Origin of the sequence: Inhella sp. (assembly GCF_027532025.1) — a bacterium.
Taxonomy (GTDB): domain Bacteria; phylum Pseudomonadota; class Gammaproteobacteria; order Burkholderiales; family Burkholderiaceae_C; genus Inhella.
In genome coordinates, this window is the sequence record NZ_JAPZSY010000128.1 from 1 (window position 1) to 19,254 (window position 19,254).

The window sequence follows — 19,254 nt, forward strand, 5'->3', positions numbered from 1 at the left end:
GCGGCGATGTCGGCGGTGACTTTGGCTAGGAAGTCGACCGTGGACATCACGCCGAGGTCTTGGTTGCCACGGGCGCGCACTGCAACGTGCTGATGGGCCTTCTCTTTCTCGCCCACGACGAGAATGAAAGGCAGCTTTTGCAGGGAATGCTCTCGAATTTTATAGGTGATTTTGTCCGATCGGCAATCAACCACCGCCCTAAGCCCTTGTTTTTGCAGCATTTTCGCGACTTCTCGGGCGTATTCGGCCTGGCCTTCGCTGATGGAGCACACCACCACCTGCACCGGTGCAAGCCAAACCGGCAGCGCGCCAGCGTATTGTTCGATCAGGATGCCCGTGAACCGCTCCAGTGAGCCAAAGTTCGCCACGTGCAGCATGACGGGCCGCTTGCGCGAGCTGTCTTCTGCGACGTAATTGATGTCGAATCGCTCGGGCAGGTTCAGGTCCACCTGCAGCGTTCCGCACTGCCAGTCGCGGCCAATGGCGTCGCGCAACACGAACTCCAGTTTGGGGCCGTAGAAGGCACCTTCGCCCGGGTTGAGCGAGTAACTCATGCCCAGGCCATCCAGTGCGCCGATCAGGGCACCTTCCAGCTTGTCCCAGGTCTCGTCGCTGCCGATGCGGTTCTCAGGACGCGTGGACAGCTTGATGCGAACCTGCTCAAAACCAAAGTCCTTGTAAATCGACAGGATCAGGCGCACCACGTCTTGACATTCGCCCTGCATCTGCTGTTCGGTACAGAAGACGTGTGCGTCGTCCTGCGTGAAGTGACGCACGCGAAGCAACCCATGCAGCGCGCCGGACGGCTCGTAGCGATGCACCTTGCCGAACTCCGCCATGCGCAGAGGCAGGTCGCGGTAGCTGTGCAGGCCGTACTTGTAGAGGCTGACACCGCCCGGGCAGTTCATTGGCTTGAGCGCAAAGACACGCTCGTCCTCCGTCTGCGTGGTGAACATGTTGGCGCGGTAGTTCATCCAGTGACCCGAGATCTCCCAGAGGCCACGGTCCATCACATCGGGCGTGTTCACCTCAACGTAGCCCGCCTCGGTACGGCGCTGACGCATATAGGCCATCAGGCCTTGGAACACCGTCCAGCCCTTGGGGTGCCAGAACACCGCGCCAGGGGCGAAGTCCTCAAAGTGGAACAGGTCTAACTCGCGACCCAGACGACGGTGATCGCGCTTCTCCGCTTCTTCGATCTGCGTCAGGTAGTTCTGCAGATCCTCCTTGCTGGCCCAAGCGGTCCCGTAGATCCGCTGCAGCATCTCGTTCTTGCTGTCGCCGCGCCAGTAGGCGCCGGCCACCTTCATCAGCTTGAAGTGCTTGAGCTTGCCCGTGCTGGGCACGTGGGGGCCGCGGCACAGGTCTTCGAAGGCGCCTTCGCGGTACAGGCTCACGTCCTCACCCGCGGGGATGCTGCCGATGATCTCGGCCTTGTAGGCCTCGCCCATGGCCGTGAAGTGGGCAATGGCCTGGTCGCGCGGCAGCACGCGGCGCTCGACCTTTTCGTCCTTCTTGGCCAGCTCGGTCATCTTGGCTTCGATGGCCGTCAGGTCCTCGGGCGTGAAGGGGCGCTTGTAGGCGAAGTCGTAATAGAAGCCGTTCTCGATGACGGGGCCGATCGTGACCTGGGCGTCGGGGAACAGTTCTTTGACGGCGTAGGCCAGCAGGTGGGCCGTGCTGTGGCGGATCAGTTCCAAGCCGTCGGCGTCCTTCTCGGTGACGATGGCCAGTTGGGCATCGGCGTCGATGACATGGCTCAGGTCGACCAGCTTGCCGTTGACCTTGCCACCCAACGCGGCCTTGGCCAGACCGGCCCCAATGGAAGCGGCCACTTGGCCCACGCTGACAGGGCCGTCGAACGGGCGCTTGGAGCCGTCGGGCAATTGAATGGAAATCATGGATTCAGCTCCTGGAAACGACAACGCGGCCTCTGAGGGCCGCGTTTGGAAGGGAGAACAGGCGAAAAACTTACGCGCAGCACCACGCGGCGGGGGCGCGCTTCAAGGTGGAGGTCGTAGTCCGCGGTGTCATAACCGTCGTGCCTTTCTCGCTCTTGTGAAAGTCGGTCGAGGTCGCGATTCTAAAGCGGCAAGGCATGCACGCTGCTTTGAGCACTCAGGTGGGCAAAGTCGTCGGCCAGGCGCTGGCTGTCGGCCACCGCCGCACGCCAGCGTCGCTGGCGCTCGTCCACCCCGAGGTCGGTGAAGTCGCTGCGGTCGGGCAGCTTGCCGCCCGGCAGGCGGCGCACCCAGTCGGGGTGGGGCACCAGCAGCACGAGGTTGTCGAGGAAGGCGCTGGGGCGGTGCCGGCGCTTCCAGGCCTTGTCGAGCCAACCGGGCACGACCTGCGGCTGGAAATGCGGGTAGAGCACCAGCGGCGATGCGCTGTGCTGCAAGGGGCGGTAGTCCCAGTGCAGGTGGTAGTCAGTGATGCCGCCGTCCCAGTAGGAGCCGGGCGGTGCGCCGGGCAGGTCGGCTTGGGCTTGCAGCCAAAAGGGGATGGAGCAACTGGCCAGCAGCGACGGCAACAGGTTGGCCTCGCTCAGATCGACCCGCTGGGTGCGGAAGTCCCGCCAGTCCACGCCCAGCGGCGTTCGTCCATCGGAGAACACCACGCGCTCGAGCCAGGCCCCGAGCCAGGGCCGGTGCAGGGCGTTGGTGGCGAAGGCGCCCAGGTAGCCCAGGGGCGTGCGCCATCGGCCCTCGCGCCGCAAGAGAGGGCCGCGCCCGCGCGAAGTGACCACGTGCAGGCGCCAGCGGGCGTGCTGGAGCAGCGCGCCTTCCTGGCCGCCGAAGCAAGCCGCCAGCGTGCGCGCGAACTTGGCACTGACGCCGGCTGCGCTCGGGCGCTGGCGCCCGGGTTCGGGGTCGTAGCGCTGGCCCACGTAGGCCTCGGCCATGGCGCGGAAATGGGCATCTGCATCCCCGGGCAAGCAGGCCGTGGCCATGCGCCAGGCGCCGATGCTGGCGCCCAGCAGGTGCACGCTGTGCTGGCTGCGGGGCAGCCAGTGCGCGAACAGGTGGCGGTCGAGGCCGTTGAGGATCAGGCCCTTGGGGCCGCCGGCCGCCGCGGGGATGGCCGCGATGTCGCTGGGCTGCAGGCCCCGTTCGGCCAGGCGCGCACGCGCCACCGGGCCCGCGAACACCTGCAGCGCCGAGCGCATCAGAACTTGTGCTCCCAGTTCAGCGACCACCAGGGCGAGCCTTGACGCTCATTGCGGCTGAAGTCGCCGTTGGCGAAGGCCGTGGTGTTGCGGTTGGCCGGCTGGGCCAGGCCATTGACGCTCAAACGCAGGGTGTCGATCTTGCTGAGGTTCCACATGGCGAAGGCGTCGATGCCGCGCGCTTGTCCGGTGGTCAAGCGCTGCAACTCGGTCTGCTGCACCTCGTACTCGGGCGTGAGGTTGACGCTGACACCCAGGCTCACGGGCAGGGACTTCATGCGGTAGTCCGCGCCCAGGCTGAGCGACCAAGGCTGCTGCTGCTCCAGCCGGTTGTCGGGCCCCGGCACGTCCTTCACCTTGGAGGTGTAGACGCTGAGCGCCGCGCGCAGGTTCAGGGCCAAGGTGGGCTCGAACAGGCTGGGCATCAACTCGCCCGCGCGGCCCTTGACCTCGAACTCCATGCCGGTGGTGCTGGCGCGGCTGAGGTTGATGGGCATGGCCACCCAACGCGGCGCGCTGGCCCAGGGCACGGTTTGCAGCGCCAGGCCGCTGCGGATCAGGCCCGTGATGCGGCGGTGGAACACGCTGACCGACACCATGCCGCCGCCGCTCAGGTAGGCTTCCCAGGCGATGTCCAGGCCCGTGGCGAGCTCGGGCTTCAGGTTGGGGTTGCCGACGCGATCCGGGGCCGTGGTCGTGTTCGTGCCGTTGGTCGGGTAGTCGGTGTTGATCGTCGGGCGCGCGATCAGCTGCTGCACGTCGGGCGCCTTGTAGCTGCGCGTGAGGCTGGCGCGGATCAGGTCGCGGCCTTTGGGGTCGAACTTGTAGTTCAGGTGCAGCAAGGGCGTGAGCACGTTGCTGCTGCTGGTGAAGCTGCTGCCCGTGCCCTCGCTTTGCACGCGGATGCGCTCGTTGCGCAGGCCCACGTAGGCCGACCACTGCTTGTTGATCTCCCACTCGTCCTGCACATAGGCGGCCGTGCGGGTGATGGTGGCATCGAAGGGTTGGCCCTCAAAGCCGGGTAGCAGGTCCACGCCGTTTTGCACGGTGCGGCGCTGCTCGTCGCGGGTGCGGCGCTCCAGCTCCACGCCGGTGGTGATGGTGTGGTCTTCGCCCCAGTACTGGCTGTACTTGCCCGTGAGGCTGACGTTGCCATTGCGCCCCTCGCCCGTGGTGCGGCGGTTCAAGGCCCCGGCTTGGTAATCGAAGTCGAAGTCGGCCCCGCCGCGCCCGGCCTGGGCACGCAGTTCGACCTTGCGGTCTTCGTCGAAGCGGTTGTTGTACTGCAGGCTCAAGCGCGAGGCGCTGAAGGTGCCCTGGTTGCGCGTGCGCTCGATGAAGGCGCGATCGGCCGCAGCCGGGTCGACCACGTCTTCGGTGACCGCCGCATCGCCTCGGTTGCGGAAGCGGTTGCTGACGAAGAAGCCTTGCAGGGTCAGGGTCTCGTCGTCGCCCAGCTTCCAGCTCACTCGCGGGCTGACGTTGAAGCCGCGGCCAAAGGGGATGTCCTCGCCCTCGCTGACGCGCCGGCGCGTGCCCTGTGGCAAGGTCTGCGAGGGCGTGAATCGCTCGCTGGCCGTGTCGGCCTGCACCCGCCATTGGTAGAACGAGATGGGCAGCACCAGGCCGATGCCGCCCTTGCGGTCGCCGTAGGTGAAGCCGCCGTTCACCACCGGGCGCTCGGCGTTGTAGGCCAGGCCCAGGCGCAGGTCCTTTTGCACCACGCGCGGGGCGTCCTTCAGGATGATGTTCAGGGTGCCGGCGATGGCCTGGGCGCTTTGGTCGGCCGTCGGGGCCTTGGTGACCTCCAGGCGCTCGACCTGCGCCGGATTCAAGTTGTCCAGGCTGAACCCGGGGGGCGCCTGTTCGCCGTTGACGAGGATCTGCGTGTACGCCCCACCCAGACCGCGCATGCGCAGCTGGCCGCCCGAGACGTTGATGCCCGGCAAGCGCTTGAGCACGTCGCTGAGCTGGGTGTCACCGTACTTGTCGAGGTCGTCGCGGCCGTAGATCTGCTTGGCCACGGGCTGGCGGCGGCGCAGCTCGGTTTCGGTGGCCTGGCGACCGCGAACCTCGACGCGGTCGAGGGCCTGGGGCTGGGCTTGGCGGTCGTCGCTCACCTCTTGCTGAGCGAAGGCGGGCAGGGAGACCGCAAAGACAGCGGTCAGTGCGGCGGCCAGGGGGGTCGTTTTGAACATCAGGGGTCAGCGTTTGGTCTGTGCCTTGGCAAAGGCGGCAGCCAGAGCATTGCCCACGGGCGCGTTGTTGGCGTTCGTCATGCCGACCGTGCGGGAAGACACCCCGCGCTGGGGCGCGGCGCCCGGCTGGCGTTTTTCCACCGGGGCATCCATCTTCATGCTCAGCGAAATGCGCTGGCGCTGCAGGTCGACCTCGAGCACCTTGACGCGCACGATGTCGCCCGTCTTGACCACCTCGCGGGCGTCGTTGACGAACTTGTTGCTCAGCTGGCTGACGTGGATGAGGCCGTCTTGGTGCACGCCCAAGTCGACGAAGGCGCCGAACTGCGCCACGTTGCTGACGGTGCCTTCCAGCACCATGCCGGGCTGCAGGTCCTTGAGGTCTTCGACACCATCGTTGAAGCGGGCCACCTTGAAGTCGGGGCGCGGGTCGCGGCCGGGCTTCTCCAATTCGGTGAGCACGTCCTTGACGGTGATGGCGCCGAAGCGTTCGTCGGCCAGGGCCTCGGGCTTGAGGCGGCGCAGCACGTCGCTGCGGCCCATGACCTCGGTGATCGGCGCCTTGAGCTGCTGCAGCAGCTTCTCCACCACCGGGTAGGTCTCGGGGTGCACGCCGCTCAGGTCCAGCGGGTTGTCGCCGTCGCGGATGCGCAAGAAGCCGGCGGCCAGCTCGAAGGTCTTGGGGCCCAAGCCAGTGACCTTGAGCAGTTCTTGCCGGTTGCAGAACGGGCCGTGCGCGTCACGGTGGCGCACGATGGCACCGGCCAGGCCCTGCGTCAGGCCCGAGACGCGCGCCAGCAGCGAGGGGCTGGCCGTGTTCAGGTCCACGCCCACGCCGTTCACGCAATCTTCCACCACGGCGTCCAGGCTGCGCGCCAGCTCGCTTTGGTTGACGTCGTGTTGGTACTGGCCCACGCCGATGCTCTTGGGGTCGATCTTCACCAGCTCGGCCAACGGGTCTTGCAAGCGGCGGGCGATGGACACGGCGCCGCGCAGGCTCACGTCCAGGTGGGGCAGTTCTTTGCTGGCGGCCTCGCTGGCGGAGTAGACCGAGGCCCCGGCCTCGCTGACCACCACCTTCTGGATGGCCACGCCGCGCGCCGAGCCCATCGCCGGGCCGCCCCAAGATGGGCGAGCACCCCCTTGGGGGGCGGCGCCGCCAGGCGCCTGGGGGCTCATGTGTTGTTGGAGGCGCTTGATGAGGTCGGCGGCCAGCTTGTCGGTTTCGCGGCTGGCCGTGCCGTTGCCAATGGCGATCAGGTTCACGCCGTGCGCGGCGCACAGTTTGGCCAGGGTGTGCAGGCTGCCTTCCCAATCTCGGCGTGGCTCGTGGGGGTAGACGGTCGTGGTGTCCAGCACTTGGCTGGTCTCGCCCACCACGGCGACCTTCACGCCGGTGCGGATGCCGGGGTCCAGGCCCATCACCACCTTGCGCCCGGCCGGTGCGGCCAGCAGCAGGTCGCGCAGGTTTTCGGCGAAGACCTTGATGGCCGTGGCCTCGGCGGCCTCGCGCAGGCGGTTGAACAGGTCGCGCTCCAGGCTCATGCTGAGCTTGACCTTCCAGGTCCAGGCCACGGTCTTCTTGATCAAGGCGTCGCCGGGGCGGTCCTGGTTCTTCCAGCCCAGGTGCGCGGCGATCTTCATCTCGGCCATGGTGGGCTTGCCCGGCACGGCCTCTTCGTCGAGCTTGAGCTTGGCGTCCAGGTGCCCCAGGGTGCGGCCGCGGAACACGGCCAGCGCGCGGTGGCTGGGCACCTTGTGCAGGGGCTCGTCGTAGTCGAAGTAGTCGCGGAACTTGGCGACCTCGGGGTCGGTCTCGCTTTGCCCAACCATGCCGGCCACGAGCTTGCTGTCCAGCAGGCCCTCGGCCCACAACCATTCGCGCAGCTTGCCCACCAAGGTGGCGTCCTCGGCCCAGGTCTCGCTGAGCAGGTCCCGCACGCCGTCCAGCACGGCAAAAGCATCGGCAAAGCCGGCCTCCGGATTGACGAAGGCCGCGGCCTCGTTGGCGGGGTCGAGGCCGGGGTCGGCGAACAACTTGTCGGCCAGGGGCTGCAAACCGGCTTCGCGGGCGATCATGCCCTTGGTGCGGCGCTTGGGCTTGTAGGGGGCGTACAGGTCTTCCAGCCCCTGCTTGGTGTCGGCCGACTCGAACGCAGCACGCAGTTCCGGCGTGAGCTTGCCCTGCTCGTCCACGCTCTTGAGGACGGCAGCGCGGCGGTCTTCCAGCTCGCGCAGGTAGGTCAGGCGCACTTCCAGTTCGCGCAGCTGCGTGTCGTCCAGGCCGTCGGTGGCCTCTTTGCGGTAGCGGGCGATGAAGGGCACGGTGGCGCCACCGTCCAGCAGGTCCACGGCGGCCTGCACCTGCGCCGGGCGAACCTTCAGTTCGGCGGCAATCTGAACAACGATTCGATCCACAAACAACAAGGGCGCCGGGTTGTTCACCGCACGACGCCCTGGGGAAACACGAAGCGCCGGATTCTGCCAAAGCGCCCGGCTACGCTTGTGCGCCTTGTCTTGCTCCCCACCGATCGGCCCCGGTCGCCCCTACCCATGAGCCAACCAGACCCCCTGCCCCCACTGCCCACCCTCGCGCCGGGCCACTATCGCCACCACAAAGGCGGCCTGTACGAGGTGTTGGGCGTGGCCCGGCACAGCGAAACGCTGGACCCTGTGGTGGTCTACCGGCCCGTCTACAACGACAGCGGATGGTGGGTGAGGCCCTTCGCCATGTTCGTGGGCACGGTCGAAGTCGACGGCCAAACCGTGCCGCGGTTTGAGTTGCAAAGGCCGGATGCGGCTTGAGGCCGGCCCGAGCCGATCGCCCGTCAGGGTGGCCTTGTCGACCTTTTCCACGCCATGCGCTGGGGTTGAGCAAACTCAATCGGCGCCACCCAGCCGCGACCCACACTGGAGGCGTCAACAAGGCGGAGGGTCACACCCGAGCCGAGGCGACAACGATGAGGGGTTTCTTGCCCAAGGGACCTGTGCGGCACTGTGCGTGTTGCGCTGGAGGAAGGCAACCTCAGACCGAACGACGGCGTCAGCCTTCGTTCGGGGACCTTCCCGGGCCCGCCAAGCCACCATGCTTGGCGGGCTTTCACGTTTTCAGCCCGGCCGCTGTGGGGGTTCGGCGGCGGTCGATTCGAGGGCCGCTCAGGGGCTGAAAAAGCCCAGGTCGCGGCGGCTGAAGTTGGCGATGTTGGGCACCACGGTGGCCATTTCGCTGTCTTGCACGCCCATCCATCGTGCCAAGGTGCTGGCCACTTGGTCCACGCTGGTGGTTGGCAGCAGTCGGCCTTGGCCCACGTCATCGGGGCCGTTGTTGGCGAGCACGGGCATGTCGCCCCAAAAGCGCTGGCCACGCACGGCACCGCCCATCACCAGGTGGTGCGAACCCCAGCCATGGTCGCTGCCATCGCCGTTGCTGCTCAGGGTGCGGCCGAAGTCGCTGGCGGTGAAGGTGGTGACCCGGTCGGCCAGACCCAGCTCGGTCATGGCTGCTTGGAACGAGGCCAGGCCGCTGGCCACCTGTGTCAGCAAGCCCGGGTGTTGGGTGAGCAAGAAGTCGTGGTTGTCAAACCCTCCCAGGCTGACGAAGAAGACCTGGCGCTGCGCCCCGAGGGCCGTGCGCCCGGCGATGAGCCGGGCCACCATCTGCAATTGGCGCCCGAGGCTGCTGCTGGTGTTGAACACGGTGCTGAAAGGCAGCGTCGCGTTGTTGCCCAGCGCCGTCTTCACTTGAGCCTCGGCCGTGATCGATCGGGCCGTGACGCGACTGAGCTCCGACTCCATCCAGTGGGTGCGCGGGGCCGTGATGAGGTTGCGCAGCGCCGTGCTGCAAGCGCTGGACCCAAACAAGCTGGAAACCACGCCGTTGACCGGCACCGCACCGCTGTTGCTGACCTGGTACTGCACCGCCTGCTGGCCACTCATGAACACCGCATTGCCGCTGGCATTGATGCAGGTGAAGGTGGACGTGGCGTTACTGGACAGGAAAAGATCCCCAATGGCTCCGCCCCAACCCTTGGTCGAACCCTCGGCCCCGCTGCTCTGCCACACCGACTGCTGGTCGTTGTGGCTGAACAGCTTGGGCGGGAGGGGCACCGATCGGGCCGTGTACTGCGCCTTGGTGGTGGGCTGGACGAGCGTCCCCACGTTCAGCAGCCAACCGAGTTGGCCCGCATCGAACAGCGGTTTGAGCGGCGCCAACTCGGCCGCCATGGCCAATTGGGTGCCCGCAGCGCCACTGCCGGTCAGGGCCACGCGCGGTGTCAGGGTGGTGGCGGCCAAACTGGCGCGCGGGGCCACCAGGCCGCCGGTGTCGGTGGTGCCGCCGCGCAAGGTGGCCAGGTTGGCATGGCCCGCGACATCCACGGGCAGCAGCGTGCGCCCGAAGTCGTTACCACCGAACAGGAAGAGGCACACCAGGGCTTTGTAGCCCCCGCTGGCATCGGCTGCGGCGGCTTCGCCGATGGCGGCCAGGTTCAAGGCCCAAGGCGCGGCGACACCGGCCAAGCCCAACTGGGCCGAGCGGCGGAGAAATTCCCGGCGTTGAAGCTCGGGGAGTCGGTTGATCTTCATGGCCGCTTCACTTCTGAATGAGGTATTCGGGCGCCGCCATCACCAGCAAAACGGCGGCGCGAACACGGTTGAGCTTGCCGGCATCGGTGGTGGCGGCGATGGTGGCCACCGCCGTGCTCAAGTCGTTGAGGGTGATGCTGTTGATGGCACCGCCGGCCAAGCGCAGGTTCAGGTGAGCCAACAAGGCCGGCGCATCGGCCGCCAGGGTGAGCTCGAAGGTGTAGCTGGGCAACACATCGCCACTGCCGGTGCCATTGGCGATGAGGCCTTGCATGTAGTTCAAATAGCCCGCCACGGTGCTTTCGTTGCACAACTGGAACTCGGGCGCCGTCACTTGGTTGGCCGCCAATTCGTTGCCAGGGGGAACGTAGCCGGGACGGAAGAAATTGAACACCGAGGGGCTGCGCCAAGGGCTCTGGCCCAGGCGCGTGGCAGGGTCGGAGGTGTCGCCGATGGGCCATTTGCCACCGGTGCTCGTCACGCCAAACGTGCGGGCCCACTGCACGAAGCGTTGGATGGGCTCTCGAAGCCGCCCACTGCCGTTGCCGGTCGGGGCCGCCCGGGCCTCGGGGTCGAGCAGCACGGCGCGCAAGGTGGCCTTCAGGTCGCCACGCACACCGCTGCCGTTGTCGTTGAACACCGCGGCCACGCGGGCCACGTAGGCGGGACTGGGGTTGCTCTGGGTGAAGCGCTGGATCAGCTGGCGGCCGATGAAGGGCCCCACGTTGGGATGGTTGGTCAGCACATCCAAAGCTGCGGCCAGGGCCTGAGGGCCGGTGAGGCCGGCACCGATCACCGTGCCCAGCACCGTCTTGTCGCCCGCTTGGTACTGGGTGGCGTTGTGCTTCATGGGCCGCGTGACGTGTGCAAAGTCGGCGGCATCGATCCGGTCCCGCTCCCAGCCGGTGAACACGCGGGCCAACTGCGTGATGTCGGTTTGCGTGTAGGTGTCGATCGGCTTGCCGCCGCTGAGTTGCGGCGTGCCGTCGTTGTTCAGCTTCACCAGCCCGATGCTGAACAGTTGCATCGCCTCGCGGGCGTAGTTTTCATCGGGGACGCGACCGGTGCGGGTGTCTTCCTTGCGGTTGCCCTGCATGTTCAGGTAAGTGCCCATGGCCAGGCTGAGCGTCACGTCCTGCAACAAGGTTCGGTAGTTGCCAAAAGCGTTGCGCTCGAGGATGTCGGCGTAGTGGGCAATGCACAGACCAGGCCACTCGATGGGCAAACCCAACATGGAAACCACGAAGATCTCGGACAGCGCCAGGGTCATGCGCTGACGCACTGGATCAGGACTGGCAATCAGCTTGCGCCAAATCGCGGCATCGGCGCCGGCCACACTGGAGCGATTGGCCTCCACCGCGTAGCCGTTGCTCACCATCCATTCGTATCGAGTGGCGCCCTGCACGGGCTGGGCGAGTTGGGCGTCCAGCCAACCGGCGTAGCCCTGGGTCTTGACGGCCGTGATCTCGTCGGCGGAAGCCGAAAAGCCCGCTTGCGCCAGAAATCGCGCGGCCTGCGGATCGGTGGGCGGCGGCGGCGGAGGTGGTGGTGGTGGAGGTGGTGCCGGCGTTGGACTGGCGCCGGGAGAACCGCCGCCCCCGCCGCCGCACGCGGCCAGCAACGCAGTGGCTGCGGCCACCAGGGCCACGCTGTCCAGGGCCGGCGCCTCGGGCGTCGGGGCGGGGGCCTCGGTGAGGCGCTCGGTGACGGGGGTGTTGCTCATGCCCCCAATGTAACGAAACACCCCCCCCGTTTGAGGGGGGTGTTTCCGGTAAAGCGGTGTGAACGCCCGGCGAAGCGCCTCGCCGCTCAGTGCAGCGGCACGCCCGTCTTGCTTTGCACGAACTCGCGCGTCACCTCGGGCGCCAGCTCCACCAGCTTCAGGCCTTGGGGCGTCACGTCCATCACGGCCAAGTCCGTGATGATGCGGTGCACCACGCCCACGCCGGTCAGCGGCAGGGTGCAGGCGGGCAGGATCTTCAGGTCCTCGGTGCCGTCCTTCTTGCGCGCCACGTGCTCCATCAGCACCACCACGCGGGGCACACCGGCCACCAGGTCCATGGCGCCGCCCATGCCTTTGACCATCTTGCCGGGGATCATCCAATTGGCCAGGTCGCCCTTCTCGCTGACCTGCATGGCGCCCAGGATGGACAGGTTAATCTTGCCGCCGCGGATCATGGCGAAGCTGTCGTGGCTGCCGAAGATGCTGCTGCCGGCGATGGTCGTCACGGTCTGCTTGCCAGCGTTGATCAGGTCAGGGTCGACCTGGTCTTCCGTCGGGAAGGGGCCGATGCCCAACATGCCGTTCTCGCTTTGCAGCCAGACCTCCATGTTGGCGGGCACGTGGTTGGCCACTTGCGTGGGGATGCCAATGCCGAGGTTGACGTAGAAGCCGTCCTGCAGCTCTTGGGCGGCGCGTTGCGCCATCTGTTCTTGGGTCCAGGGCATGTCAGCCTCCGATGGGCCGCCCCGAGGCGGCTGAAGCCCCCTCGGGGGGCAGCGAATGGAATGAGCGTGGGGGCCGCATTGCAGCTCCTCAAGCCGGGCGGGTGGTGCGCTTTTCGATGCGCTTTTCAGGGGTCGGGTTGTGCACGATGCGGTGCACGTAGATGCCCGGCAGGTGGATGTCGTCGGGAGCCAGTTCGCCCACCTCCACCACCTGCTCCACCTCCACCACGCACACCTTGCCGGCCATGGCCACGGCCGGGTTGAAGTTGCGCGCCGTCAAGTTGAAGCGCAAGTTGCCACTCTTGTCGGCGACCTGGGCCTTCACCAGGCTCAGCTCGGGGCTCAGGCTGCGCTCCATCACGTAGGTGTGGCCGTCGAACTCGCGCAGCTCTTTGCCTTCGGCCACCAAGGTGCCCACGCCGGTGCGGGTGAAGAAGGCGGGGATGCCGGCGCCGCCGGCGCGCAGCTTCTCGGCCAGGGTGCCCTGGGGCGTGAACTCCAGCTCCAGCTCGCCGGCCAGGTATTGGCGTTCGAACTCCTTGTTCTCGCCCACGTAGCTGGAGATCATCTTTTTGATCTGACGCGTCTCCAGCAGCTTGCCCAGCCCAAAGCCGTCCACGCCGGCGTTGTTGCTGATGGCGGTCAGGTTTTTGGCGCCGGTGTCTTTCAGCGCGTCGATCAGCGCCTCGGGGATGCCGCACAGACCGAATCCGCCCACGGCGATCAATTGACCGTCGTGGACGAGGCCGGCCAGGGCCGCAGCGGCGCTCGGGTAGAGCTTGTTCATGGGCAGTCTCTGGGTGAACGAGGCCGCCAGCTTACGTGAAATTGCCTGTAATGCTGCGGTGCAGCACTGCCCGATCTTCGGTCAAGCGGGGTGACCGCCAAACAGACAAACGCCCATGAAAAAGGCCCCGATCGATCGGGGCCTGCCTGGGGCGCGCTAGGCATTCGGGCCCCGCCAAAAGCAAGGCCAATGCCAGAGCGAGGTTTAGCCTCGCTTCGCGACGACGGCCTTCAAACGCTCGCCGAAGGCCTTGGCCGTGGCGATGTCGCCGGCCACCATTTCGCTGGTGCTGGCGTCGCTGGGCGTGGTGGTCATCAGGCCGGCGGAGCTGCCCACGTAGTTGATGCTGTCGCGCGTGGCGGCCTTGTTGTTGTTGGGCATCAGGCCCGTGCCCACCCACAGCATGCTGTGCTGCATGGCCAGGGTCATCATGTAGTGCAGGGTGCTGTGCTTGTCGCCGTTCATGGTGGCGCTGTTGGTGAAGCCGGCGGCCAGCTTGTCCTTCCAGGCCTGGCCGAACCAGGGTTTGCTGGAGGCGTCGGCGAACTTCTTGAACTGCCAGCTGGCCATGCCCATGTAGGTGGGCGAGCCGAACACGACCATCTTGGCCGCGGCCAGTTGCTCCCAACCGCCTTCGGGCAGGTTGCCTTCGGCGTCGATGGCCAGCAAGGCGCCGCCGCTGGCTTCGGCCACGGCTTGAGCCACTTGGGCGGTGTGGCCGTAGCCGCTGTGGAACACGATGACGATGTCAGTCATGACAATCTCCGGTTGTGGGGTTGCGATGGAACTCATTGCACCCGGCCCGCCGCACCCTGTGTCCGCATGGGCGTGAAGCCACCATTCAAAAAATTGCATCCATGACCCAGCCCCCGCGCGTGCTCAGCCTCATCCCGCCGATGACGCAGCTCAACACGCCCTACCCGTCCACCGCCTACCTGACGGGCTTCCTGCGCGCGCAGGGCGTGGATGCGCACCAGGCCGACCTCGCCCTGGCCCTGGTGCTGCGCCTCTTCAGTGCCGACGGCCTGGCCACGCTGCGCGCCGCCGCCGAGGCCGCCCCGCGCACCCCGGCGCTGGACTTCCACCTGGCCGCGGCCGACCTCATCGCCCAGGTCACGCCCCGCGTCATCGCCTTCCTGCAGGGGCGCGACCCCACCTTGGCCCACCGCATCAACAGCCGTGCCTTCTTGCCCGAAGGCCCGCGCTTCGCGCCGGTGGACGTCGGCATCCCAGGCCAGGAGGACGAGCCCGACCCCCTGGGCTGGGCCTTCGGCACCCTGGGCGCGCAAGACCGCGCCCGCCACCTGGCCACCCTGTTCCTGAACGACCTGGCCGACGCCGTGCGCGATGCGCTGGACCCGCGCTTCGAGTTCGTGCGCTACGGCGAAAAGCTGGCCGCCAGCCAGCCCACCTTCGACGCCCTGGCCGACGCGCTGGCCGCGCCCGAAACCCCGCTGGACACCTGGCTGCGCGAGCTGGCCTTGGCCGAGGTGGCGCGGCTGCAGCCCACGGTGGTGCTGCTCAGTTGCCCCTTCCCCGGCAGCGTGTACGCCGCCTTTCGCATCGCCCAGGCCATCAAGGCGTCGCACCCGTCCATCACCACCGTGCTGGGCGGCGGCTACGTCAACACCGAGCTGCGCGAGCTGGCCGAGCCGCGGGTGTTCGACTTCTTCGACTTCGTCACCCTGGACGCCGGCGAGCGCGTGCTGCTCGCCCTGCTGGAGCACCTGGGCGGCAAGCGCAGCCGCCAGCGCCTGGTCCGCAGCTTCGTGCGCGAAGACGGCGCGGTGAAGGTCCTGAACTTCATCGGCGAGGGCGAAGTGCCCATCGACCAGACCGGCACGCCCACCTGGGATGGGCTGCCGCTCAACCAGTACCTGAGCCTGCTTGACATGCTCAACCCCATGCACCGCCTGTGGAGCGACGGCCGCTGGAACAAGTTGACCGTGGCCCAGGGCTGCTACTGGAAGAAGTGCAGCTTTTGCGACGTGGACCTGGACTACATCGGCCGCTACGAGGCGGCCAACGCCGCCGTGCTGGCCGACCGCATGGAGGCCATCGTGGCCGAGACCGGCCAAACCGGCTTTCACTTCGTGGACGAGGCCGCCCCACCCAAGGCCCTCAAGGCCCTGGCCGACGAGATCCTGCGCCGGCGCCTGTCGGTCAGCTGGTGGGGCAACGTGCGCTTCGAGAAGACCTTCACCCCGGCCCTGGCCGAGAAGCTGGCCGAGAGCGGCTGCATCGCCATCAGCGGCGGGCTGGAGGTGGCCTCCGACCGCCTGCTGAAGCTGATGCAGAAGGGCGTGAGCGTCGACCAGGTGGCCCGCGTGACCAAGGCCTTCGCCGACCAGGGCATCTTGGTGCACGCCTACCTGATGTACGGCTTCCCCACGCAGACCGCGCAAGACACCGTGGACGCGCTGGAGTACGTGCGCCAACTCTTCGAAGAAGGCTGCCTGCACAGCGGCTTCTTCCACCGCTTCACCTGCACCGTGCACTCGCCGGTGGGCAAGCACCCCGAGCAGTTCGGGGTGCAGTTGATCCCACTGCCCGAAACGGTCGGTCGCGACGGGCCGCCCCTAGCGGCCGAGTCCCCCTCGGGGGGCGGGCCCCGCGCAGCGGGGACCTGGGGGTACACATTCGCGCAAAACGACATCGGCTTCATCGACCCCACGGGCGTGGACCACGACCGCCTGGGCCTGGGCCTGAAGCGCGGCCTCTACAACTTCATGCACGGCGTGGGCTTGGACTGGGACGTGCGCCGCTTCTTCGAGGAGGTGCGCGTGCCCAAGCCCACGGTCAAGCGCGGGCACATTGCCCGCGCGCTGGCTCAGGGCTGAGCCCTGTCCTCAAGGGCGACCCGTCAAGGCGTTGCCAGCCCGAAGGTCCACCAGTTGCGCTCGTTCGGAATGCCCCCCGAACTCACCACGCCACGCCCCAGCTCGAAGGTCACGCCCCCAGCGGTGGCCGGCGGCGGCGTGAACAAGAAGGTGTAGCGGTCCTTTTGACCGGCCCCCGATACCTTGAGGAACTGGGACGCCGAACCCGCCGTGAGCTGAATCTGATCGGCGCGCAGCGGCGCGTCCAGCACGGCATCGAACTCCAGGGTCATCGTGCCCGGGCCGGTGATCAAGCCCAGGGGGTCGACGGGTCCGGCGAAGCTCAACTTGGCAAATGGTGCCAGCGTGTTGAAGGGTTGCGCGAACTCGTAACTCACGGCGTTGGTGGCCCGACCGCTGGCGTCGGCGTACGCCCCAGCGGGCACGCGCAAATCCACCAGGCCCTGGCGGTTGGGGTCGGGGCGCAGCGTGACCTGGTAGGTGTCCGAGCTGATGGGCGCGAAGGAGCCGCTGACAACGGACGCGCCCCGACAACGAGAAGGGCAAGGTGCCCGACGGAAAGGTGACCGGCGCGCTGAAGAAGAACTGCACGCGAAAGTCGGCCCGAACCTCCCCCGTCACATCGCTGCGAATGAGCAAGGTTGGCGCCGTTGGCGCAACGGTGGGGCCCGTTCCGCCATCGCCACCACCACCACAGGCCGACAACCCGACCAGCAGGGCCCCCGCAGCCACCCGAAAAAACCGCCGACGCACCCGGTCAAGAAAAAACGAAACCATCGCTGCACACCCATGCGTTGCCAAGGATGGCCGATTGTGGGGGGCGACAAGGCGACGCCATCCCCAGTCCTGACCCCCGCCCCCGGCCGCCCCCAGCCGCCCACTCGGCACGAGCCGAAGCATCACGTCGAGGCCCGCAAGGCCTCTCGCACCGCCGCCACTTGCCGGCGGGACACGGCCAGCCATTCATTGACCAAGGCCACGCGCACGGCCCAACTGTCGCCCAGGGCATCCAGAGGCGGCAGGGCGCCCGATTCGCCCTCGTCGCTGGGCGCATGGCGGTCGAGTTCGCGAACGGCCGCCTTGGCCACCAGGGCGTTGCGGTGGATGCGCAAAAAGCGACCGGCCAGGCGCTGCTCCCAGTCGTTCAAGCTGCCCTCCAGCGTGTGGCGGGCCGCAGCGGTGCGCACGGTCAGGTACTTGAGCTCGGCCTTGAAGTACAGCACCTCGGCCAGCGGCACGCGCACCAGGCGACCTCGCTCCACGATGGGGATGACTTCCCCCTCGTCCTGCGGCAAGACGACCTCGGGCTCGACCTGACCCAAGGCCCCGCGCTCGCGCTGGCGCTGAGCCACGCGAACCAGCGCGGCTTGCAGGCGCTCCAGGCGCACGGGCTTGGTCAGGTAGTCCTGGGCTTCGATCTCGAAAGCCTGCACCGCATGCTGCGCGTGGGCGGTGACGAACACGACCCAAGGGCGCAAGGGCAGGTCCAGCAAGGTGCGGGCCAGTTGCAGGCCGTCGTCGCCCGGCATTTGCACGTCCAGCAACACCAAGTCGCACGCGTGCTCGCGCAACCAGACCCGGGCGGCACTGGCGCTGCCCGCCTCGGCCACCACCTCGACCGGGGTGTCCTTGCACTCGGCCAGCAGGCTGCGCAAGCGCAGGCGTGCCAGGGGCTCATCGTCAACCAACAGCACGCGCAGCGGCGGGAGAGGGGCAGTCAAAGCAGTCATGTCGTCGGGATGTAGCGCGAATCCGCTGGCAGCGTCAAGCGCACGCTGAAGCGCCCCGGGCCGGGCTCGATCTGGCAGTGCGCGGCCACGTCGTGCATCAGGCGCAGGCGCTCTTGCACATTGGCCAGCGCCAAACCATGCCCCGCTTGCCCGGCAGCGCCCACCGAGTTGCGAACCAGCAGTTCCACCGTGTCACCGCGCCGGCGGGTGCGCACCAGCACATCGCCGCCTTGCTCGTTGGGCTCCACGCCGTGCCGCACGGCGTTTTCCACCAAGGGCTGCAGCAACAACACGGGCAGCCTGGCGCCCTGCGCCTTGGGATCCAGCTCCCAATGCACGCGAAGTCGATCACCGAAACGCAGCTGCTCGATGCCCAGGTAGCGCTCGGCCAAGGCCACCTCCTGAGCCAGGGTGCTGGCGTCGGCCGGCGCCGCCAGGGCGGCGCGAAACAGCTCGGCCAGGTCTTCCAGCACGCGTTCGGCCTGGCTGGGGTTGAGCCTGACCAGCGCCACCGCGGTGTTCAGGGTGTTGAACAGAAAGTGCGGACGAATGCGGGCTTGCAGCTCCACCCACCGCGCCTGCATGCCCACCGGCCCCTGCGCCAGCGCCCGCAGCCGCGCCCCTTGCACCAACACGGCCGCCCCCAAAGCGCCGCCTATCGCCACGGCCCCGCCCGACCAAGGGCTCGGCGCCTCCAGCGTGAGCCACTGCGCCCAGGTTCGCCAGGCCAGCAGGGCCATCGCGGCCCCGAGGATGGTGACCGCGCTCGTCTGCAGCAGCGGTCGGCACCGCTGCAGCACCGGGCGCAGGCCACACACCAGCACGATCCAAGACAGCACCGCGGGCACCGCCACCACGCTGGCATCGGTGAAGCGAGCCACCCAATGCTCCGCCGTGCGGGATTCGAGCGCGCTGCCCAGCATCAGCACCACCAACACCCCCAGCAACGCGCGCAGCACGAGACCCAAGTGGCACAGGTCCAACGCCGGTGCCACCCGCAGGGGGGCGGCCACGTCAGGCGGCTCCAGCAAGGTGCTGGCTTCGTGCAAAGACGAGGGTGGCAAGGTGGGTGGGAAGGCCATTCCTAGAATCCTAGGCTGTCTTGCCTCCCGAGCGCCCTGTCGTTCCCACCATGTCCCACGACCCCCTGGCCAACAAGGCCAACGCCTGGTCCGCCCTGTTCGCCGAACCCGTGAGCGAGCTGGTGCAGCGCTACACCGCCAGCGTGGGCTTCGACCAGCGCCTGTGGGCCGCCGACATCCAAGGCAGCCTGGCCCACGCCGAGATGCTGCACGCACAGGGCCTGATCACCGCCCAGGACTGGGCCGACATCCAGCGCGGCATGGCGCAAATCCGCGAAGAAGTCGCCAGCGGCCAGTTCGAATGGAAGCTCGCCCTCGAAGACGTGCACCTGAACCTGGAAGCGCGCCTGACCGAGCTGGTGGGCCAAGCGGGGAAACGCCTGCACACCGGCCGCAGCCGCAACGACCAAGTGGCCACC

Annotated in this window: 15 protein-coding genes; 3 read left to right on the forward strand and 12 right to left on the reverse strand. The window is 67.6% G+C overall.

The features are described from left to right. The 4 genes from thrS to O9335_RS15310 all read right to left on the reverse strand — a co-directional run. Positions 1 to 1,901, reverse strand: a 1,901-nt coding sequence (gene thrS / locus O9335_RS15295) for a threonine--tRNA ligase (RefSeq protein ID WP_298389653.1), incomplete at its 3' end; no start/stop codon positions are given. Between the two features lie 182 nt (positions 1,902 to 2,083). After that, complete coding sequence (locus O9335_RS15300) at positions 2,084 to 3,166, reverse strand: phospholipase (protein WP_298389656.1); 1,083 nt, start codon at positions 3,164 to 3,166, stop codon at positions 2,084 to 2,086. Next, positions 3,166 to 5,364: a TonB-dependent receptor gene (locus O9335_RS15305; RefSeq protein ID WP_298389658.1), complete on the reverse strand. Its 2,199-nt coding sequence runs from the start codon at positions 5,362 to 5,364 to the stop codon at positions 3,166 to 3,168. The genes O9335_RS15300 and O9335_RS15305 overlap by 1 nt, the downstream gene beginning before the upstream one ends. 6 nt (positions 5,365 to 5,370) lie before the next feature. Beyond that, positions 5,371 to 7,782 (reverse strand): Tex family protein, encoded by a 2,412-nt coding sequence (locus tag O9335_RS15310; protein ID WP_298389660.1) that lies wholly within the window; start codon positions 7,780 to 7,782, stop codon positions 5,371 to 5,373. 135 nt (positions 7,783 to 7,917) lie between these two features. On the opposite strand from O9335_RS15310, the gene O9335_RS15315 reads away from it, so the two are divergent. Further along, entirely contained in the window at positions 7,918 to 8,169 is a 252-nt protein-coding gene (locus O9335_RS15315; RefSeq protein WP_298389662.1) for a DUF1653 domain-containing protein, read from the forward strand. Between the two features lie 351 nt (positions 8,170 to 8,520). Here the strand turns inward: O9335_RS15315 and O9335_RS15320 are convergent, their stop codons facing one another. The 5 genes from O9335_RS15320 to O9335_RS15340 form a co-directional block, all read right to left on the reverse strand. Then, positions 8,521 to 9,948 carry a DUF1501 domain-containing protein gene (locus O9335_RS15320; protein ID WP_298389664.1) on the reverse strand — a complete coding sequence of 476 codons (1,428 nt, stop codon included), beginning with the start codon at positions 9,946 to 9,948 and terminating at the stop codon, positions 8,521 to 8,523. Between the two features lie 7 nt (positions 9,949 to 9,955). Next, entirely contained in the window at positions 9,956 to 11,671 is a 1,716-nt protein-coding gene (locus O9335_RS15325; protein WP_298389666.1) for a DUF1800 domain-containing protein, read from the reverse strand. A gap of 86 nt (positions 11,672 to 11,757) precedes the next feature. After that, on the reverse strand, positions 11,758 to 12,396 hold the full coding sequence (locus O9335_RS15330; RefSeq protein ID WP_127681468.1) for a 3-oxoacid CoA-transferase subunit B: 639 nt from the start codon (positions 12,394 to 12,396) through the stop codon (positions 11,758 to 11,760). A gap of 88 nt (positions 12,397 to 12,484) precedes the next feature. Then, a complete protein-coding gene (locus O9335_RS15335; RefSeq protein WP_127681470.1) occupies positions 12,485 to 13,183 on the reverse strand; it encodes a CoA transferase subunit A in 699 nt (232 codons plus the stop codon). 204 nt (positions 13,184 to 13,387) lie between these two features. Beyond that, positions 13,388 to 13,939, reverse strand: a complete 552-nt coding sequence (locus tag O9335_RS15340; protein ID WP_298389670.1) for a flavodoxin family protein — start codon at positions 13,937 to 13,939, stop codon at positions 13,388 to 13,390. A 101-nt stretch (positions 13,940 to 14,040) separates the two neighbouring features. Here O9335_RS15340 and O9335_RS15345 point away from each other — a divergent pair, with 101 nt between their 5' ends. Further along, the gene (locus O9335_RS15345; protein ID WP_298389672.1) at positions 14,041 to 16,023 is read left to right on the forward strand and encodes a radical SAM protein; all 1,983 of its coding nucleotides are present in this window, start codon (positions 14,041 to 14,043) and stop codon (positions 16,021 to 16,023) included. Between the two features lie 23 nt (positions 16,024 to 16,046). Here O9335_RS15345 and O9335_RS15350 read toward each other — a convergent pair whose 3' ends face one another. From O9335_RS15350 to O9335_RS15360, 3 genes are all read right to left on the reverse strand, one after another. Further along, the gene (locus O9335_RS15350; protein WP_298389674.1) at positions 16,047 to 16,448 is read right to left on the reverse strand and encodes a hypothetical protein; all 402 of its coding nucleotides are present in this window, start codon (positions 16,446 to 16,448) and stop codon (positions 16,047 to 16,049) included. A gap of 474 nt (positions 16,449 to 16,922) precedes the next feature. Then, entirely contained in the window at positions 16,923 to 17,753 is an 831-nt protein-coding gene (locus tag O9335_RS15355; protein WP_298389676.1) for a LytTR family DNA-binding domain-containing protein, read from the reverse strand. Then, complete coding sequence (locus O9335_RS15360; protein WP_298389678.1) at positions 17,750 to 18,835, reverse strand: sensor histidine kinase; 1,086 nt, start codon at positions 18,833 to 18,835, stop codon at positions 17,750 to 17,752. Before O9335_RS15360 ends, O9335_RS15355 begins: the two co-directional genes overlap by 4 nt. Positions 18,836 to 18,885: 50 nt before the next feature. Here O9335_RS15360 and O9335_RS15365 point away from each other — a divergent pair. After that, a partial coding sequence (locus O9335_RS15365) for a lyase family protein (RefSeq protein WP_298389680.1) occupies positions 18,886 to 19,254 on the forward strand: 369 nt, incomplete at its 3' end.

Bases quoted from the DNA above. Each gene is read 5' to 3' on its own strand.
- O9335_RS15300 (WP_298389656.1), bottom strand. From the start codon at position 3,166: ATGCGCTCGGCGCTGCAGGTGTTCGCGGGCCCGGTGGCGCGTGCGCGC.
- O9335_RS15305 (WP_298389658.1), bottom strand. From the start codon at position 5,364: ATGTTCAAAACGACCCCCCTGGCCGCCGCACTGACCGCTGTCTTTGCG.
- O9335_RS15315 (WP_298389662.1), top strand. From the start codon at position 7,918: ATGAGCCAACCAGACCCCCTGCCCCCACTGCCCACCCTCGCGCCGGGC.
- O9335_RS15320 (WP_298389664.1), bottom strand. From the start codon at position 9,948: ATGAAGATCAACCGACTCCCCGAGCTTCAACGCCGGGAATTTCTCCGC.
- O9335_RS15325 (WP_298389666.1), bottom strand. From the start codon at position 11,671: ATGAGCAACACCCCCGTCACCGAGCGCCTCACCGAGGCCCCCGCCCCG.
- O9335_RS15330 (WP_127681468.1), bottom strand. From the start codon at position 12,396: ATGCCCTGGACCCAAGAACAGATGGCGCAACGCGCCGCCCAAGAGCTG.
- O9335_RS15335 (WP_127681470.1), bottom strand. From the start codon at position 13,183: ATGAACAAGCTCTACCCGAGCGCCGCTGCGGCCCTGGCCGGCCTCGTC.
- O9335_RS15340 (WP_298389670.1), bottom strand. From the start codon at position 13,939: ATGACTGACATCGTCATCGTGTTCCACAGCGGCTACGGCCACACCGCC.
- O9335_RS15345 (WP_298389672.1), top strand. From the start codon at position 14,041: ATGACCCAGCCCCCGCGCGTGCTCAGCCTCATCCCGCCGATGACGCAG.
- O9335_RS15355 (WP_298389676.1), bottom strand. From the start codon at position 17,753: ATGACTGCTTTGACTGCCCCTCTCCCGCCGCTGCGCGTGCTGTTGGTT.
- O9335_RS15360 (WP_298389678.1), bottom strand. From the start codon at position 18,835: ATGGCCTTCCCACCCACCTTGCCACCCTCGTCTTTGCACGAAGCCAGC.